The sequence below is a fragment of the Streptomyces mutabilis genome, from assembly GCF_014649815.1.
Taxonomy (GTDB): domain Bacteria; phylum Actinomycetota; class Actinomycetes; order Streptomycetales; family Streptomycetaceae; genus Streptomyces; species Streptomyces mutabilis.
On record NZ_BMTT01000030.1, the window covers coordinates 19207 to 36258 of the forward strand.

Below are 17052 nucleotides of genomic sequence, written 5' to 3' on the forward strand. Positions count from 1 at the left end.
CGGTGGTGTCATGTCGGAGATCAGGTATGTCCGGGGTGACGCCACCGTCCCGTCGGTCAAGGGCGTCAAGGTGATCGCCCACGTCTGCAACGACCTCGGCGGCTGGGGCAAGGGCTTCGTCCTGGCCCTGTCGCGCCGCTGGCCCCAGCCGGAGGCGGCCTACCGTGCCTGGCACCGTGACCGCGCGTCCAACGACTTCGGGCTCGGCGCGGTCCAGTTCGTCCAGGTCGAGCCGTACGTCTGGGTGGCCAACATGATCGGCCAGCGCGGCACGAGGACCGGCAGCAAGGGTGTGCCCGTGCGCTACGAGGCGATCGCCACCGCGCTCGGCCGCCTCGCCGACAAGGCGGCCGAGCTGGACGCGTCGGTGCACATGCCCCGCATAGGCTGCGGTCTGGCCGGCGGCAAGTGGTCCAGAGTCGAGCCACTGATCACCGACCGCCTCGCGCGGCGCGGTGTCCCCGTGACCGTTTACGACCACGGGGACGGCGCCTGAGTCCGTGTGCCGCCGGTCAGTGCGCGTGCACGCCGTTCGTCGCGGAGACCTTCCGCCACGACCGGGGCTGCGCGGGCGCGTCCGCCGCCTTCGCGAGCGAGGCCGCGCGCCGTCGGCGCGTCCGGCTTCGACGGCTGGAACAGCCAGGTGTCGAACAGCGCGGCCAGCGGCTCGCCGCCGATGCCCGGGGCGCCGGGGGAGTGGGCCGCCGCCGACGCCGGGAGCGCCAGCATGAACAGGGCGGCACCGAGTGCGCCCGGCACGATGATTCTGCGGTGCACGAAGGTTCCAAGTCGTAGGGGCACGCAGTCTGTTCGCAGCCTATTCAGTCCCTGTGTGTGCTGTGGTGTCCACGGCCACCCCTGTCACACGATCGCCATTCGGCCGTCATGAGACCCGGGGTGCCCTCTTCTGTACGGCAGTTGACCGATGTACCGTCCCGCGCATGCCGATACGCACGCGCTTCACGATCTGGAGACCGCTCGCGACGGCGGCCACGGCCGCACTCATGGCAACCCTCCTCACCCCCGTCGCTGCGGCGCACCCCGCAGCCCCGCGACAGAGCGAACCGGTCCACTCCTACGAGGACGCCATTCGCGAGGCCGTCTGGGTGGACACCGGCTACGACGGGGACGGCGACGGCGAGGACGACCGCGTCGCCGTCGACGTCGTCCGCCCCCGCGAACCCGCCGTCCAGGGCCGGAAGATCCCCGTCATCATGGACGCCAGCCCCTACTACTCCTGCTGCGGGCGCGGCAACGAGAGCCAGAAGAAGACGTACGACGCCGACGGGAACGTCGTCGGGATGCCGCTGTACTACGACAACTACTTCGTGCCGCGCGGCTACGCCTTCGTCGGAGTCGACCTGGCCGGCACCAACCGCTCCGACGGCTGCGTCGACGTCGGCGGCCGCTCCGACGTCCAGTCCGCCAAGGCCGTCGTCGACTGGCTCAACGGCCGTGCCAAGGCATACACCACCCGCACCGGCGACGAGCGCGCCGATGCCGACTGGACCAACGGCAAGACGGGCATGATCGGCAAGAGCTGGGACGGCACCATCGCCAACGGCGTGGCCGCCACCGGCGTCGAGGGCCTGGAGACCATCGTCCCGATCGCCGCGATCTCCTCCTGGTACGACTACTACTTCAGCCAGGGTGCCCCGCTCTACGGCTCCGGCCCCGACTGGCTGTCCGACTACGTCAACAGCCCCGACGCCCGCGCCGAGTGCGATGCCGTCCAGCAGAAGCTCGTCGACGGCGCCCCGCGCACCGGCGACTGGACGAAGCTGTGGTCCGAGCGCGACTACGTGAAGGCCGCGAGCAAGGTGAGGGCGAGCGTCTTCCTCGTCCACGGCATGCAGGACCTCAACGTCCGCATGCAGCACGTCGGTCCGTGGTGGGACGCCCTCGCGAAGAACGGTGTCGACCGCAAGATCTGGCTCTCCCAGACCGGCCACGTCGATCCCTTCGACTTCCGCCGCGCCGAGTGGGTCGACACCCTCCACCGCTGGTTCGACCACGAACTGCTCGGCTACGACAACGGCATCGACCGCGAACCGATGGCCGACATCGAACGCCACCCGGACCAGTGGGAGACCTCCCGGACCTGGCCCCCGCGCGCCACGTCCGCCACGACCCTGCGCCCCGCCGAAGGCACCCCAGACGGCGTCGGCACCCTCGGCCTGCGCCGAGACCACGGCACCGAGACCTTCACCGACGACCCGGCGTTGAGCGAGACCGACTGGGCGGCGCACATCGACGAGCCGACGCCGGGCAAGGCCGGCTTCGTCACCGGCCCCCTCACCCGCGACCTGCGCCTGTCCGGCGCCTCCGAGGCCACGGTCACCGCGCGCTCCAGCACCCCGACGGCCCATCTCTCCGCCGTACTCGTCGACATCGGCCCCGACACGATCCGCGACTACGCCGACCGCGGCGAGGGCGTCACCACCCGCACCGACCGCACCTGCTGGGGCCCGAGCACCCCGGGCGACTCCTCCTGCTACCTGGAAACGGCCACGAAGACCACCGACGTGGACTACACGGTCGTCAGCCGCGGCTGGGCCGACCTCGGCAACCACGCCTCCAAGTGGCGGGGCCGCCCGCTCACGCCGGGCAAGGCGTACACCATCACCCTGGACCTGGCGGCCACCGATCACGTCGTCCCCGCCGGCCACCGCCTCGCGCTGATCGTCGCCGGCACCGACAAGGACCTCATCGACCCGCCCGCCGACACGCCGACGCTCACGCTGGACCTCTCCCGCACGTCGGCACGCGTACCGTTCGTCGGCGGCACCGCCGCGTTCGCCGAGGCCACCGCCGGTACGGGCACCGCCGCCCCCGCACCCACGCCCCTCGACGGCGTGACCGCGCCGCACACCACGCACCGCGTCCCGAAGGGAGCCCGATGAACCGCCTGCGCGCCCTCACCGTGACCACCGCGGCTGCCACCGCGGCCCTCGCCGCGTCCCTCCTCACCACCCCGGCCCACGCCGGCACCGCCCACGAACCGCCCCGCACCGGTTTCGAGCAGACGCACGGCGCCCGCTGGACGAGCCAGCCCGAGGAGCAGGCACTGCTGGCCGCCGCCGACCGGGCGAGCGACCGCGTCACCGTCGACCGCATCGGCACCACGAAACAGAACCGCCCCCTCCAGCTCGTGACCATCGGCAGGCCCACGGCCCCGAACAAGGTGCTCCTCGTGTGCAGCCAGCACGGTGACGAGCCCTCCGGCCGCGAGGCCTGCCTGTCCACCGTCCGTGACCTGGCCTGGGCCAAGGACCGGCGGACCCGGCACTTCCTGGACCGCACCACCGTGCTGGTCCTGCCCACCGCCAACCCCGACGGCCGGGCCGCCGACACCCGCGGCAACGGCGACGGCGTGGACGTCAACCGCGACCACCTCTCCCTGAAGACCGCCGAGGCACGCGCCCTGGCCGCCGTCGTCCGCGACCGGCGCCCCGACGTCCTCTACGACCTGCACGAGTACGGCGCCACGCCCCCGTACTACGACAAGGACCTCTTCGACCTCTGGCCCCGCAACCTCAACACGCACTCCGGGGTCCACGACGAGGCGCAGACGCTTTCCGGGAACTTCGTCCGTTCCACCGCAGGCAAGGCCGGATACTCGACCGGCACCTACGGCATCTGGACCGACCCCGTCACCGGCGACCCGATCAAACAGACCGCCGGCGACGGCCAGGAACGCATCCTGCGGAACATGTCCGGCGTGAAACACGCGGTCGGCCTGCTCATCGAGAGCCGTGTCGACGCGCTCACCGACGCCGAGCGCGCGGACGAGGCGCTGAACAACCGGCGCCGGGTGAACTCCCAGCTCGCCGCCCTCGACGGCATGTTCCGTTACGCGGACCAGCGGCGCGGTCGCGTCGAGTCGGCCACCGCGGCCGCCCGGTGGTCCGGCCTGGCCGACACCGGTCCCGTGTACGTCGGCGGCGCGGACAACGACCCGGCCGGACCCGACGAGGTGATCCAGGACCCGCCCTGCGGCTACCGGCTGACCGCTGCCCAGTACGCGGACATTCGGGACGAACTGTCCCTGCACGGTGTACACGCACGCTCGGCCGGGGAGGAGGGCGCCTACGTACCGCTGCGCCAGCCGCTGCGCGCCCTCGTGCCCTTGCTCCTCGACGAGCGGGCGACGTACCACTTGACGGTGGGTGAACCAGACACCCGCTGCTGAAGGGGTGAGTTCTGCGTCGCACGTGGTAAGGGCGTAGCGGAGGAGTATTTTCAGCCTCACCGACTTGAAAGGTGCCGCCTGTGACGCAGGACCGACCAAGCGACAAGGAACACCACGAAAGAGGCGCGCTGCCGGGCTCGGAAGCGGGCCTGCCGGGCCAGGAGCACAAGCCGCGGACCGACCGCGTCGTCTTCGGCGTCACCGCCGTCCTGACCCTCGCCTTCGTCCTCTGGGGCGCCATCGGCACCGACTCGCTGGAAGACGCCTCCGGCACGATGCTCGGCGGCCTGATGCACAACGGCGGCTGGGCCTTCGTGCTGGCGGCCTCCGGGTTCGTCGTCTTCGCCCTCTGGCTCGCGGCCAGCCGCTACGGCCGCATTCACCTCGGCGCCGAAGGTGAGGAACCCGAGTTCCGCACGGTGTCCTGGGTCGCCATGATGTTCAGCGCGGGCATGGGCATCGGTCTGATGTTCTGGGGCGTGAGCGAGCCGCTGGCGCACTTCGACACCGCCCCGCCCGGCAGCAGCCCAGCCGACACCGGCGACCGCATGGCGACGGCCATGGCCACCACCCTGTTCCACTGGACGCTCCATCCGTGGGCGATCTACGCGGTGGTCGGCCTCGGCATCGCCTACAGCACCTTCCGCAGGCGGCGCAGGCAGACCATCAGCGCCGTGTTCACCCCGCTCATCGGCGAGAAGCACGCCAACGGCACCGGCGGCCGGGTCATCGACATCCTGGCCATCATCGCGACGGTCTTCGGCTCCGCGGCCTCCCTCGGACTCGGCGCCCTCCAGATCGGCTCCGGTGTCGAGAAGCTCGACTGGATGGACAAGGTGAGCACCGGGCTGCTGGTCGGCATCATCGCGGTGCTCACCGTGGCGTTCGTGGCCTCCGCGATCTCCGGCGTCGAGAAGGGCATCCAGTGGCTGTCCAACACCAACATGGTGCTGGCCCTGCTCCTGGTCGTGTTCGTGTTCGTGGCCGGACCCACCATCCTTATCCTCGACCTGCTGCCGACCTCGGTCTTCACCTACCTCGGCGACCTGCCCGAAATGGCCGGCCGCACCGAGATCAGCGGCGGTGAGGGCGTCGCGGACTGGCTGAGCAGCTGGACCGTCTTCTACTGGGCGTGGTGGATCTCCTGGACACCCTTCGTGGGCATGTTCATCGCCCGCATCAGCCGGGGCCGGACCATCCGCCAGTTCATCGGCGGCGTCATCCTCGTCCCCAGCACGGTCAGCCTGGTCTGGTTCGCGATCTTCGGCGGCTCGGCGATGCGGCTCCAGGAGCAGAACCGGCTCGGTGACGAGACGACTCCCGAGGGACGGCTCTTCGCCGTGCTCCAGGAGTACCCCATCGCCACCGTCACCAGCCTGCTGGTGATGATCCTCGTCGGCATCTTCTTCGTCTCGGGCGCCGACGCGGCCTCCATCGTGATGGGCACCCTCTCGCAGAGGGGCGCGCTGGAACCCAGCCGCTGGGCCGTCGTGTTCTGGGGTGTGGTCACGGGCGCGGTGGCCGCCATCATGCTCCTGGTCGGCAGCGGCGAAGGAGACGCGCTGACCGGATTGCAGAACCTCACGATCCTCGCGGCGGCGCCCTTCGTCATCGTGATGATCGGCATGTGTGTCGCCCTCATGCGCGACCTGCGCCGCGACCCGCTCATCGTGCGCGGCGAGATGGCTTCCGAAGCCGTCGAGATGGCCGTCATCGAGGGCCACAAGCGCTACGAGGGCGAGTTCGAGATCCGCATCGGCCCGGGCGCCGGCCCGGACGTGGAGGGAGACCCTATCGGCAAGCACCACTGACCCACGCGGACCCGGCCGGTGAACCGGGGACGGGGGTACGGAAAGGGGCCGGCACGCACCGCGGTGCCGGCCCCTTCCCCGTGGGGCACGTCGCGTCCGGCCCGGTCGGCCGTCCTCAGGACGTCGCGAGCCGGGCTGCCTCCCGCGCGCAGCCCCAGGCCACGGTGACGCCCCCGCCGCCGTGGCCGTAGTTGTGCACCAGCAGCCGCCCGTCCGGCAGCGGCTCGCGCTCCAGCCGCACCGAGTTGCGCGCAGGCCGCAGCCCCACGAGGTGGTCGAGCACCCGCGCCCCGGCGATCTCCGGCCGCAGCGCCGCACACCGCCGTACGATCGCCTCCGCGACCGCCGGGTCCGGCTCGGTCGACCAGGCGTCCTCCTCTGCCGTGCCGCCGAGCAGGAGCCGACCCGGCTGCGGCAGGATGTACGCCACTTCCCCGGACAGCGGGTCGGTGGAGACCAACCAGGTGTCGACGCCGGGGTTCTCCACGACGACCAGTTGCCCGCGCACCGGGCGCACCGACGAGTCGGGCACCACCTCCCGGGCGCCCAGCCCCGTGCAGTTGACCACCACAGGCGCCTCGACCTCTTCGAGTCGGTTCACCGCGCGGGTCTCCAGCACCCCGCCCGCCGCCGTTAACCGCTTCCGCAGCCACGACAGATGCACCGGCATGTCGATGAGCGGCAGCCGCGCCCACAGCCCCGTCCCGCCGTACTCCTCGGCGGTCGCCGCGCGCAGTCCCGGCAGCCGGGCGCCGGCCCACGCGTCCACCTCGTCCAGGCCCGTCTCGCCCAGTACCCCTTCGACCATGCGTACGCCGCTCACCCCGGGCCGCGCCGCCAACTCCTCGTAGACGTCCAGCGACTGCAGCGCCCACGCCCGCGCCGGCGCCGGCGGTTCGATGCGGTACGGCCACCAGAGGCCACCCGCGACCGCCGAGGTGGTCCGCTCGGCGGCCTCCCGCGTCCACAGTCGTATCCGCCTGCCGCTCTCGGCGAGAACGACGGCCGTCGTCAGCCCGGCCACCCCGCCGCCGACCACGACGACCTCGTCACCCAGTTCGGTTTCCATCCGGGGACGTTAGCGGATCATGGCATGCCGTGCGCAGACTCGCTCCGCGCCGGGAATACTCACCGCATGGCAGCCGAGTACGCGACTTTCGGCCTGGCAACGGCGATACGGGCGGGCGGGGTCCTCGCCGACGGTGACTACCAGGTCCACCGCGACTTCGTGGACTTCATCGTCGACGGGCGCTCCCTGCTGTTCCGCCTGTCCGACCTCGACGCCGTCTCCCCGCTCGCCTCCGACGTACCCCCCGCGATCTTCACCGCGCAGGTCCGCAGCCTGCTCCTGGAGACCGACGCACCCCTGCCCGGCGGCCGCTACGTCATCTACGGCTGCCCCGAGTGCGCGGACCTCGCCTGCGGCGCGGTGACCGCCGTGATCCTGAGGGACGGCGGCGACTTCGTCTGGCGGGACTTCGCCTGGCAGACGGGCGAACAGGCCGACCTGCAGTTCAACGGCTACCACGGCATCGGCCCGTACCGCTTCCCCGGCGCCGAGTACCGGGCCGCCCTCGCCGCCCTGCTCGACGGCGACCGCACCGCGCGCACCCCGCGCCGGGTTCTGCTCATCGGCGCCCGCGTCGCCCTGCTCGCCAGGCTCGCCGCCGCGCTGCGCACCATCGGTATCGGTGCCGACATCACCCAGGACGCCGGTGCCGTACCGGCCGACGAGCTGCGGGCCTACGGCGCGGTCGCCTTCGGTTCCGCGGTCGGCGACGAGCAGCGGGCGGCCGTGCGCCGTGCCTTCGCGGACGCGGGGGTGGACGTGCCCCACGTCGACGGCCTCGCCCCGATCGTCCCGCTCCTCGTCGCCCAGATCGAACACGCCCTGGACGACGGCCCGGCCGGCCGGCGCCGGCTGACCCGCCTGACGGCGACCGGCGCCGCCGCGGACGTCGAGGTCACCTCGCCCTGCCGGGTGCGGCTCACCGCGTACCGTCTCGACCGCCTCCACCGCACCCGCACCCACGAGGTCTTCGACGGCGTCCTCGCCCCGGGCGCCCACCGCGTCGCCCTGGACGCCGGGACGGTGAAGGGGGAGTCGTACCTGGTGGCGCGAGCCCCGGGAAGCGTGCTGGTGACGGCGGTGACGCAGGGAAAACCCGGCTGAGAGGCCGGCGGACAGGCCCTAGGATCGACGGTCTGATGACTGCCACCCTCGTCGCCAAGAACCTCGCCGCCGGCCACGGCGACCGCTCCCTGTTCGCCGGACTCGACCTCGTCGTGGCCCCCGGTGACGTGATCGGTCTCGTCGGAGCCAACGGCGCGGGCAAGTCCACCCTGCTGCGGATGTTCGCCGGGCTGACCGCGCCGGAACAGGGCGAGCTGCGCCTGTCCCCGCCCACCGCCACCGTCGGCCACCTTCCGCAGGAGCCGGAACGCCGGCCCGGCGAGACCGTCCGGGCCTTCCTGGCCCGCCGCACCGGTGTCGCCGAGGCCCAGCGGGCCATGGACGAGGCCACCCAATCCCTGGTCGACGCGGCGCCCGGCGCCGACGACGCCTACGCCACGAGCTTGGAGCGCTGGCTGGCCCTCGGCGGAGCCGACCTCGACGAACGCGCCGAGGAGACCGCCGACGCCCTGGGTCTGACGGTCGGCCTCGACCAGCCCATGACGTCGCTCTCCGGCGGCCAGGCCGCCCGCGCCGGCCTCGCCTCCCTCCTCCTGTCCCGCTACGACGTCTTCCTGCTCGACGAGCCGACCAACGACCTCGACCTTGAGGGCCTGGAACGCCTCGAACGCTTCGTCACCGGCCTGCGCGCCGGCACCGTCGTCGTCAGCCACGACCGCGAGTTCCTCACCCGCACCGTCACCAAGGTCCTCGAACTGGACCTCGCCCAGCGGCAGATCAATCTCTACGGCGGCGGCTATGAGGGCTACCTGGAGGAACGGGAGTGGGCCCGCCGGCACGCCCGCGACGAGTACGAGGAGTACGCCGACAAGCGGGCCGCTCTCCAGGACCGGGCGCAGACCCAGCGCGCCTGGATGGACAAGGGCGTCAAGAACGCCCGGCGCAAGGCGGGCAACGACAACGACAAGATCGGCCGCAAGTTCCGCAGCGAAGCCAGCGAGAAGCAGGCCGCCAAGGCCCGACAGACCCAGCGCATGATCGAGCGCCTCGAGGTCGTCGAGGAGCCGCGCAAGGAGTGGGAACTGCGCATGGAGATCGCGTCGGCGCCCCGCTCCGGCGCCGTGGTCGCCACTCTGCGCGACGCCGAGGTCAGGCGGGGCGACTTCGTCCTCGGCCCGGTGTCCCTCCAGATCGACTGGGCGGACCGGGTCGCGGTGACGGGAGCCAACGGTGCGGGCAAGTCCACGCTGCTCGGCGCCCTCCTGGGCCGCGTGCCGCTCGATGCCGGACACGCCGCGCTCGGCTCCGGCGTCCTGCTGGGCGAAGTCGACCAGGCCCGCGAGCTGTTCTACGGGCCCGAGCTGCTGCTGGACGCCTTCCGCGCCGCCGTCCCCGACACGGAACCGGCGGACCTCCGCACCCTCCTGGCCAAGTTCGGCCTGAAGGCGGACCACGTCACGCGCCCCGCCTCGACCCTCTCACCGGGCGAACGCACCAGGGCGGCCCTCGCCCTCCTCCAGGGCCGAGGCGTCAACCTCCTGGTCCTCGACGAGCCGACCAACCACCTCGACCTCCCGGCCATCGAACAACTCGAATCGGCCCTGGACACCTACGAGGGCACCCTCCTCCTGATCACCCACGACCGCCGCATGCTGGACGCGGTGAGGGTGACCCGCCGCCTGGAGGTAACGGATGGCAAGGTCGTGGAACGCACATAGCACCCGCGCGTCTGCGGGCAGCCGTGCCTCCCCCAGTGCCTGAACTGCCTGGGGCACGGGTCGGCGGTGGGGGCACCTCCCGCTCATGGGGCCCTCCGGCGCGAGCGAAGCCGAGCGTGGGGAGGGGCCGAGAGCGGGGGAGGCACCCCGCTACCCCGGGCCGCGCACCACCCCCGCACCCACGCCCCGCGCCTAGGCCAACCCGGCCCGCCGCAACGCGTCAGCCATCGCCCCGTTCGACGGCGCAGGCGCAGCCGGACCACGCCCCTTTCCGCCACCGGCACCCCCAGACCGCTGCTGCCGCTGCCGAGGCGGCTTCCCTCCCCGCTCCCGCTGAGGAGCCCCCTGCGCGGCGGCCTCGTCATCCAGCCGCAACGTCAACGAAATCCGTTTCCGCGGAATGTCGACGTCCAGCACCTTCACCTTCACGATGTCCCCGGGCTTCACCACATCCCGCGGATCCTTCACGAACGTCTTGGACATCGCCGACACGTGCACCAGCCCGTCCTGGTGCACACCGACGTCAACGAACGCCCCGAAGGCCGCCACGTTCGTGACGACCCCCTCCAGCACCATCCCGGACGACAGGTCGGAGATCTTCTCCACGCCCTCCTTGAAGGTGGCCGTCTTGAAGGCCGGCCGCGGGTCGCGCCCCGGCTTCTCCAGCTCCCGCAGGATGTCCGAGACCGTCGGCAGACCGAACGTCTCGTCCACGAAGTCCGCCGGCTTCAGCGACCGCAGCACGGACGTGTTGCCGATCAGCCCGGCCACCTCCTGCCCGGCGGTCTTCACCATTCTGCGCACCACGGGATACGCCTCGGGGTGCACGCTGGACGCGTCCAGCGGGTCGCTGCCGCCCCGGATCCGCAGGAAGCCCGCGCACTGCTCGTACGCCTTGGGACCGAGACGCGACACCTTCTTCAGCTCGGTCCGCGATGTGAACGGCCCGTTGGCGTCCCGGTGCGCGACGATGTTCTCGGCGAGCCCGGAGGTGATGCCGGACACGCGGGCGAGCAGCGGCGCCGACGCCGTGTTGACGTCCACGCCCACGCCGTTCACACAGTCCTCGACCACCGCGTCCAGCGAGCGGGACAGCTTCACCTCGGACAGGTCGTGCTGGTACTGGCCCACGCCGATCGACTTCGGGTCGATCTTCACCAGCTCGGCCAGCGGGTCCTGGAGCCGGCGGGCGATCGACACCGCGCCGCGCAGCGAGACGTCCATGTCCGGCAGCTCCTGCGAGGCGAAGGCGGAGGCCGAGTAGACCGAGGCACCCGCCTCGGACACCATCACCTTGGTCAGCTTCAGCTCCGGGTGCTTCGCGATGAGCTCTCCGGCGAGCTTGTCGGTCTCGCGGGACGCCGTGCCGTTGCCGATCGCGATCAGCTCGACCGCGTGCTCCTTCGCGAGCCGCGCCAGCTTGGCGATCGCCTCGTCCCAGCGGTTCGCTGGGACGTGCGGGTGGATCACGTCGGTGGCCACGACCTTGCCGGTCGCGTCGATCACGGCGACCTTCACGCCGGTACGGAAGCCCGGGTCCAGGCCGAGCGTCGCGCGGGTGCCCGCCGGGGCGGCCAGCAGCAGGTCGCGCAGGTTCGCGGCGAAGACGTTCACCGCCTCGTCCTCGGCGGCCGTGCGCAGGCGCAGCCGGAGGTCGATGCCGAGGTGCACCAGGATGCGGGTGCGCCAGGCCCAGCGGACCGTGTCCTTCAGCCACTTGTCGCCGGGCCGGCCGCGGTCGGCGATCCCGAAGCGGCTCGCGACGATCCCCTCGTAGGAGGAGGGGCCGTCGGTGGCCTCCTCGGGCTCCAGGACGAGGTCGAGCACGTCCTCCTTCTCGCCCCGCAGCATGGCGAGGACGCGGTGCGAGGGCAGCTCGGTGAACGGCTCGGCGAAGTCGAAGTAGTCGGCGAACTTGGCGCCGGCCTCCTCCTTGCCCTCCTTCACCTTGGCGGCGAGCCGTCCGCGCCCCCACATCCGCTCGCGCAGCTCGCCGATCAGGTCGGCGTCCTCCGAGAACTTCTCGGTGAGGATCGAGCGGGCACCGTCGAGGGCCGCCTGCGGATCGGCCACGCCCTTGTCCGCGTCCACGAACGCGGCGGCTGCGGCCAAGGGGTCCACCGTCGGGTCGGCCAGCAGGCCCTCGGCCAGCGGTTCGAGACCCGCCTCGCGAGCGATCTGCGCCTTCGTCCGCCGCTTCGGCTTGAACGGCAGGTAGATGTCCTCCAGGCGGGCCTTGGTCTCGGCCGTCCGGATGCGCACCTCCAGCTCCTCGGTGAGCTTGCCCTGCTCGCGCACCGAGTCGAGGATCGCCGTGCGCCGCTCCTCCAGCTCCCGCAGATAGCGCAGCCGTTCCTCGAGCGTGCGCAGCTGCGCGTCGTCGAGCATCTCGGTCGCTTCCTTGCGGTAGCGGGCGATGAAGGGCACCGTCGAGCCGCCGTCGAGCAGCTCCACCGCGGCCTTCACCTGCCGCTCCCGTACGCCGAGTTCCTCGGCGATCCTGCCTTCGATGGACCTCACGTCGCTGGACGCGCTGGACCCGGGTGTCGTCACGATCCCGTACCGCCTTCTCACTGAGGTTGCGCGGCAATTGTGGCAGGTGGCACCGACAATCGGGGATCAAGGGCGGCACCCGGGCCCGTCGCGGCCGGGTCGCACCGCGGCCGGTGTCACACCCTGCGACCGCGGGTGGCGGACGAGGCGCCGCCGAAGAGCCGGGCCAGGGCCCGGAAGGGAAGCGTCACCACGGTGGCGATGGCGCCACCGATCTGGCGCAGTACGTCTGCGATGGCACGGAACACGAAAAGCCCCTCTCGTCTCCCGGCCCCTCCGGCCGGGAGAGTATGAGTACCTCCTCATCGGCGCGGCATGCCCGTACGCGGCCCAAGATCCGCGACACATGATGTGAGACCGGTGACCCGCGACCAGCGCCTGCCGAGCGGATCCGCGGGGAAGGCACCCGCGCCGAGTGCCGTACGGGCGAAGGCCGTCGCGAGCTCCGTGGGACGCGCCACGCCGTCCGGTCCCAGGTGCGCGTAGGGGCCGCGTCGAGCCGGTCCGTCTCCCGCTCGATCCCGTCGCGCATGGCCACCCCGCGCTCGGTCAGCTCTCCGGCGTCGTCGACGGGTCCGCGCCCGCCCAGCCGGTCGGTCGCCGCGTCCCATTCCTCCCGGCCCCGGCCGCGGGTACTGAAGCCGCTTCGGTGCCATGCCCTTGCCGGTCGCGGTGTGCCAGGGCTGTTCCGCGTCCGTCTGCGGCGTGGCAGGAAAGGTGGGGTGCTCGTCATTGCGGCCGTCCGGTGCCGGGCGAAGAATTGACGCCATGGCGCAGCGAACCGTCCTGGTCGTCCTCTTCGACGACGTTCAGAGCCTCGATGTCACCGGCCCCGTGGAGGTCTTCGCCGGCGCGGAGAAGCAAACGCCGGGGACGTACCGCATCCGTACGGCCTCGCTGGACGGCGCGCCCGTGCGCACGTCCAGCGGTCTGACCGTCGTACCGGACCAGGCCCTCGCCCGCGCCACCGTTCCGGACACCCTGATCGTCCCGGGGGGCCAGGGCACCAGGCACCCCGATCCGCGCCTGGTCGAATGGCTGCGCGGGCACGGCTCCCGCGCCCGGCGCCTGGTCTCCGTGTGCACCGGGGCGATCCTGCTCGCCGCGGCGGGCCTGCTGGACGGCCGTCGCGCCACCACCCACTGGGCGTACTCCGGCCGGCTCGCCCGCGATCACCCCGCGATCGACGTCGATCCCGACCCGATCTTCATCCGGGACGGCCACGTCGCCACGTCCGCCGGTGTCACTTCCGGCATCGACCTGGCCCTCGCCCTGATCGAGGAGGACCTGGGCCGGGACGCGGCCCTGACCGTCGCCCGCCACCTCGTGGTGTTCCTGCGCCGGCCCGGCAACCAGGCCCAGTTCAGCGCACAGCTGGCCGCACAGACCGCACGGCGCGAACCCCTGCGCGAGGTCCAGCAGTGGATCACCGAGCATCCCGGGGCCGACCTGAGCGTCGAGTCGCTCGCCGCCCGGGCCGGCTTCTCGCCCCGCCACTTCGCCCGGTCCTTCCAGGCGGAGACCGGCACGACACCGGGCCGCTACGTCGACCGGGTCCGGCTGGAACACGCCCGCCGGCTGCTGGAGGACACCGGGGACGGCATCGAGGAGATCTCCCGCGTCAGCGGTTACGGCACGCCGGAGGCCATGCGGCGCGCCTTCGTCAGGACCCTCGGAACCTCACCGGCCGAGTACCGCCGCCGCTTCCGTCCGGCGCCCGTCCAGTGAGTCCCCTACCACCACGACACCGACCCGGAAGGAAACCCGTGCAGATCGCCGTCGTCCTCTTCGACCGCTTCACCGCGCTGGACGCCGTGGGCCCGTACGAGACCCTCGGCAGGCTCCCGGACGCGGAGACCGTCTTCGTCGCCGAGCGGGCTGGCCCGGTGCGCACCGACACCGGCAACCTCGCGCTCACCGCCGACCGGACCCTGGCCGACGTACCGGCCCCGGACATCGTCGTCGTTCCCGGCGGTCCCGGCCAGAGCTCGCAGATGGAGAACGAGACCCTGCTGGACTGGCTGCGCACCGCCGACGGCACCAGCACGTGGACGACCTCGGTGTGCACCGGCTCCCTGCTGCTCGCCGCCGCGGGACTCCTGGAGGGCCGCCGTGCCACCTCGCACTGGCTGGCCCTGGACTTCCTCGCGCGGTTCGGCGCCGAAGCGACCGGGGAACGGGTGGTCATTGACGGCAAGTACGTCACTGCGGCCGGCGTCTCCTCCGGCATCGACATGGGCCTGACCCTGCTCGGCCGGATCGCCGGCGACGACCACGCGCGGGCGGTCCAGCTGCTGACCGAGTACGATCCGCAGCCGCCCTACGACGCGGGGTCGCCCGACAAGGCTCCCGCGCACCTCGTCGAGGAGTTCCGGAGCGGGAGCCGGTTCATCCTGACGTAGGCGCGTTCCCCGGCACGTTCCAGCCGAAGCTCGGCTGCCTGCGCTCCAGGAAGGCGGCGACCCCCTCCGCGAGGTCGCCGCTGCCGCGTGCCTGCGCGGTCCAGTACGCGTCCCGGTCGGTGCGCCCGCCCGCGAACTCCTTCGCCGCGGCCTGGGTCAGCCGCGACCGGGACGTGAGAACGCGGGTGAACTCCGCCACCCGCTCGCCGAGTTCCCCCTCCGGCAGCACCTCGTCGACCAGGCCGGTGCGCAGGGCACGTCGGGCGTCGATCAACTCTGCGGAAAACAGTAGGTACTTGGCGGCGGACGGTCCGGTCAGGCCGACCAACCGCCGGGTCGAGGGCGCCGGATAGACGACGCCGAGCTTGGCCGGAGTCACCCCGAACAGCGCCGACTCCTCGGCGAAACGCAGGTCGCAGGCCACCGCCAACTGTGCCCCGCCGCCCACGCAGTGACCGCGGACCGCCGCCAGCGTCGGCTTGGGGAAGGCCGCCAGGGCCTCCTCGGCGCGTACCGCGAGCCCCTGCGCCTCCTCCGCGGACGCCCGCAGGGTCGAGATGTCGGCTCCCGCGCAGAACGTGCCGCCCTCACCGGTGAGCACCAGCGCCCGCACCGCCGGGTCGCCGGCCAGGGCGTCGAGCAGCGGCGGCAACGCCCGCCACATCGCCGCCGTCATGGCGTTGCGCTTGGCCGGGTGGTGGACGACGACGGTCGCGACCGAGTCGGCGACCCGGTGCAGCAGCTGGGGCTCCATGGGCCGGATGCTATCCGCCGACCCGTTGGGTCCGTACGGACGGTACGAGCGGGACAGGAACGGTCCCACAACTGACTGCGTCATACGCCAACGGTCAGAACCGTTCGATACCCGCTGACTTGTGTTCAGACATCCGGAACGGGGCGACGCGTTACCAACACTCAGGGGTGTGGTCACAATCGAGCCCAGGGGTGGCGACCGGACGATGGACGAGACCGGGCCCGCCGGGCCGCTGCCGTACGAAGGCGTCTGGCGGTTCACCGCCCCCGCCGTGGAGGTGTCGGTCCCGCAGGCGCGGCACGCCGTGCGGGACCTGCTGGTGCGCCAGGGCGTGCCGGTCTCCGACGACGTGGCGCAGGGACTGCTGCTGATCGTCTCGGAGCTGGTCACGAACGCCGTCCGGCACGCGGCGGTGCTGTCGCCGGTGCTCGCCGTGGAGGTCGCCGTCGGGCCCGAGTGGGTGCGGGTGTCCGTGGAGGACAGCCACCCCTACCGCCCGACCGCACTGGAGGCCGACCACGGGCAGACGGGCGGGCGCGGGCTCCTGCTGGTCCGGGAGATCACCCGGGAGGCGGGTGGAGCGTGCGACGTGGCCCACACGCCGAGCGGTGGCAAGGTGATCTGGGTGGCCCTGCCGCTCAAGCACGCCCTGCGGTAGGGCCGCTCACCACCCGGCCGACGGACCCGTCAGCTCCCGGACGGCGGGCCGGGCCGCGTCCAGCACCGTCATGAACCACGCCGAGAAGGTGTCCTGCGCGTGCCGCTCGGCCAGCTCGGCCGGGTCCACGAAGGCCGTCTCGGCCACCTCCTCCGGGTCGGGCCGCGGCCCGGCCTGCACCAGGCCGACGAACAGGTGGTTGTACTCCTGCTCCACCAGCCCGGAGGCCGGGTCGGGGTGGTTGTAGCGCACCGTGCCCGCCTCGGCGAGCAGCGAGGGGGAGACGCCGAGCTCCTCGTACGTCCGCCGGGCCGCGGCCGCGAAGGGGGCCTCGCCGGGGTAGGGGTGACCGCAGCAGGTGTTGGACCACACACCGGGGGAGTGGTACTTGCCCAGCGCCCGCTGCTGGAGCAGCAGCCGGCCCCGCTCGTCGAAGAGGAACACGGAGAAGGCGCGGTGCAGCCGCCCCGGCGGCTGGTGCGCGGAGAGCTTCTCCGCGGTGCCGATCGTCACACCGTGCTCGTCGACCAGTTCCAGCAAGATCGCATCTGCGGTGCCGTTCGACGAACTGTGCGTCTCGGTGGCAGGAGTGATCGGCATACCCATCCTTCAACTCGGTCCTCGCGCCCCAAGTGTGCCGTACGAATCCGGCACTCTCGGCACTTCCCGGCACTCCGCATGTCCCGCGCGGCGGGCGGGTGGCGGTCTGACCGGTCGGACGCCGAGGAGGGGCCCGAGGGTTGATCATCCCCGGCGGCGCGGTCCGGGAACCGTCGGGAACGTGACCGCGAAGGGTGGGGCGGGGAACGGGACGTGCTCGGGCGGCGAAC

14 protein-coding genes and 2 pseudogenes are annotated in these 17052 nt (G+C 72.2%); 9 read left to right on the top strand and 7 right to left on the bottom strand.

The features are described from left to right. Positions 1 to 10 precede the first annotated feature (10 nt). Positions 11 to 496: a macro domain-containing protein gene (locus IE142_RS32480; RefSeq protein ID WP_191889049.1), complete on the top strand. Its 486-nt coding sequence runs from the start codon at positions 11 to 13 to the stop codon at positions 494 to 496. 16 nt (positions 497 to 512) lie between these two features. Here IE142_RS32480 and IE142_RS32485 read toward each other — a convergent pair. Beyond that, positions 513 to 672 (bottom strand): annotated as a pseudogene (locus IE142_RS32485) (M1 family peptidase); the annotation flags it as partial. 269 nt (positions 673 to 941) lie between these two features. Between IE142_RS32485 and IE142_RS32490 the strand changes: the two are divergent. The 3 genes from IE142_RS32490 (at position 942) to IE142_RS32500 (ending at position 6003) form a co-directional block, all read left to right on the top strand. After that, positions 942 to 2903 (top strand): Xaa-Pro dipeptidyl-peptidase, encoded by a 1962-nt coding sequence (locus IE142_RS32490; RefSeq protein ID WP_191889050.1) that lies wholly within the window; start codon positions 942 to 944, stop codon positions 2901 to 2903. Continuing rightward, positions 2900 to 4192 carry a M14 family metallopeptidase gene (locus IE142_RS32495; RefSeq protein WP_191889052.1) on the top strand — a complete coding sequence of 431 codons (1293 nt, stop codon included), beginning with the start codon at positions 2900 to 2902 and terminating at the stop codon, positions 4190 to 4192. Before IE142_RS32490 ends, IE142_RS32495 begins: the two co-directional genes overlap by 4 nt. 80 nt (positions 4193 to 4272) lie before the next feature. Further along, a complete protein-coding gene (locus IE142_RS32500) occupies positions 4273 to 6003 on the top strand; it encodes a BCCT family transporter (protein ID WP_191889053.1) in 1731 nt (576 codons plus the stop codon). A gap of 115 nt (positions 6004 to 6118) precedes the next feature. On the opposite strand, the gene IE142_RS32505 is transcribed toward IE142_RS32500, so the two are convergent. Beyond that, positions 6119 to 7072, bottom strand: coding sequence for an FAD-dependent oxidoreductase (locus IE142_RS32505; RefSeq protein ID WP_191889054.1), 954 nt, complete (start codon positions 7070 to 7072; stop codon positions 6119 to 6121). Between the two features lie 66 nt (positions 7073 to 7138). Here IE142_RS32505 and IE142_RS32510 point away from each other — a divergent pair, with 66 nt between their 5' ends. Both IE142_RS32510 and IE142_RS32515 read left to right on the top strand, forming a co-directional pair. Further along, positions 7139 to 8176 (top strand): oxidoreductase, encoded by a 1038-nt coding sequence (locus tag IE142_RS32510; protein ID WP_191889055.1) that lies wholly within the window; start codon positions 7139 to 7141, stop codon positions 8174 to 8176. 35 nt (positions 8177 to 8211) lie between these two features. Beyond that, positions 8212 to 9855, top strand: a complete 1644-nt coding sequence (locus tag IE142_RS32515) for an ABC-F family ATP-binding cassette domain-containing protein (protein ID WP_191889057.1) — start codon at positions 8212 to 8214, stop codon at positions 9853 to 9855. A 192-nt stretch (positions 9856 to 10047) separates the two neighbouring features. Here IE142_RS32515 and IE142_RS32520 read toward each other — a convergent pair whose 3' ends face one another. The 3 genes and pseudogenes from IE142_RS32520 to IE142_RS37135 form a co-directional block, all read right to left on the bottom strand. Beyond that, positions 10048 to 12408 (bottom strand): Tex family protein, encoded by a 2361-nt coding sequence (locus tag IE142_RS32520; protein ID WP_191889058.1) that lies wholly within the window; start codon positions 12406 to 12408, stop codon positions 10048 to 10050. A gap of 116 nt (positions 12409 to 12524) precedes the next feature. Further along, a complete protein-coding gene (locus IE142_RS37455) occupies positions 12525 to 12656 on the bottom strand; it encodes an LPFR motif small protein (protein ID WP_257003040.1) in 132 nt (43 codons plus the stop codon). Positions 12657 to 12782: 126 nt separating this feature from the next. Then, positions 12783 to 13085: pseudogene (locus IE142_RS37135) on the bottom strand (helix-turn-helix domain-containing protein); the annotation flags it as partial. 91 nt (positions 13086 to 13176) lie between these two features. Here IE142_RS37135 and IE142_RS32525 point away from each other — a divergent pair. Together IE142_RS32525 and IE142_RS32530 are read left to right on the top strand one after the other, a co-directional pair. After that, complete coding sequence (locus IE142_RS32525; protein WP_191889059.1) at positions 13177 to 14136, top strand: GlxA family transcriptional regulator; 960 nt, start codon at positions 13177 to 13179, stop codon at positions 14134 to 14136. 38 nt (positions 14137 to 14174) lie between these two features. Then, the gene (locus IE142_RS32530) at positions 14175 to 14810 is read left to right on the top strand and encodes a DJ-1/PfpI family protein (RefSeq protein ID WP_191889060.1); all 636 of its coding nucleotides are present in this window, start codon (positions 14175 to 14177) and stop codon (positions 14808 to 14810) included. Here the strand turns inward: IE142_RS32530 and IE142_RS32535 are convergent. Next, complete coding sequence (locus IE142_RS32535) at positions 14797 to 15564, bottom strand: enoyl-CoA hydratase/isomerase family protein (protein ID WP_191889061.1); 768 nt, start codon at positions 15562 to 15564, stop codon at positions 14797 to 14799. The two genes, IE142_RS32530 and IE142_RS32535, sit on opposite strands and share 14 nt — an antisense overlap. 205 nt (positions 15565 to 15769) lie before the next feature. Between IE142_RS32535 and IE142_RS32540 the strand changes: the two genes are divergently transcribed. Next, a complete protein-coding gene (locus tag IE142_RS32540) occupies positions 15770 to 16222 on the top strand; it encodes an ATP-binding protein (RefSeq protein ID WP_191889076.1) in 453 nt (150 codons plus the stop codon). 6 nt (positions 16223 to 16228) lie between these two features. Here IE142_RS32540 and idi read toward each other — a convergent pair whose 3' ends face one another. Next, positions 16229 to 16822 (bottom strand): isopentenyl-diphosphate Delta-isomerase, encoded by a 594-nt coding sequence (gene idi / locus IE142_RS32545; protein WP_191889062.1) that lies wholly within the window; start codon positions 16820 to 16822, stop codon positions 16229 to 16231. Positions 16823 to 17052: the final 230 nt, after the last annotated feature.

Coding starts and splice junctions, on each gene's coding strand:
- IE142_RS32480 (WP_191889049.1), top strand. CDS start 11: ATGTCGGAGATCAGGTATGTCCGGGGTGACGCCACCGTCCCGTCGGTC.
- IE142_RS32540 (WP_191889076.1), top strand. CDS start 15,770: ATGGACGAGACCGGGCCCGCCGGGCCGCTGCCGTACGAAGGCGTCTGG.
- IE142_RS32510 (WP_191889055.1), top strand. CDS start 7,139: ATGGCAGCCGAGTACGCGACTTTCGGCCTGGCAACGGCGATACGGGCG.
- IE142_RS32535 (WP_191889061.1), bottom strand. CDS start 15,564: ATGGAGCCCCAGCTGCTGCACCGGGTCGCCGACTCGGTCGCGACCGTC.
- IE142_RS32495 (WP_191889052.1), top strand. CDS start 2,900: ATGAACCGCCTGCGCGCCCTCACCGTGACCACCGCGGCTGCCACCGCG.
- IE142_RS32515 (WP_191889057.1), top strand. CDS start 8,212: ATGACTGCCACCCTCGTCGCCAAGAACCTCGCCGCCGGCCACGGCGAC.
- IE142_RS32505 (WP_191889054.1), bottom strand. CDS start 7,072: ATGGAAACCGAACTGGGTGACGAGGTCGTCGTGGTCGGCGGCGGGGTG.
- IE142_RS32490 (WP_191889050.1), top strand. CDS start 942: ATGCCGATACGCACGCGCTTCACGATCTGGAGACCGCTCGCGACGGCG.
- idi (WP_191889062.1), bottom strand. CDS start 16,822: ATGCCGATCACTCCTGCCACCGAGACGCACAGTTCGTCGAACGGCACC.
- IE142_RS32525 (WP_191889059.1), top strand. CDS start 13,177: ATGGCGCAGCGAACCGTCCTGGTCGTCCTCTTCGACGACGTTCAGAGC.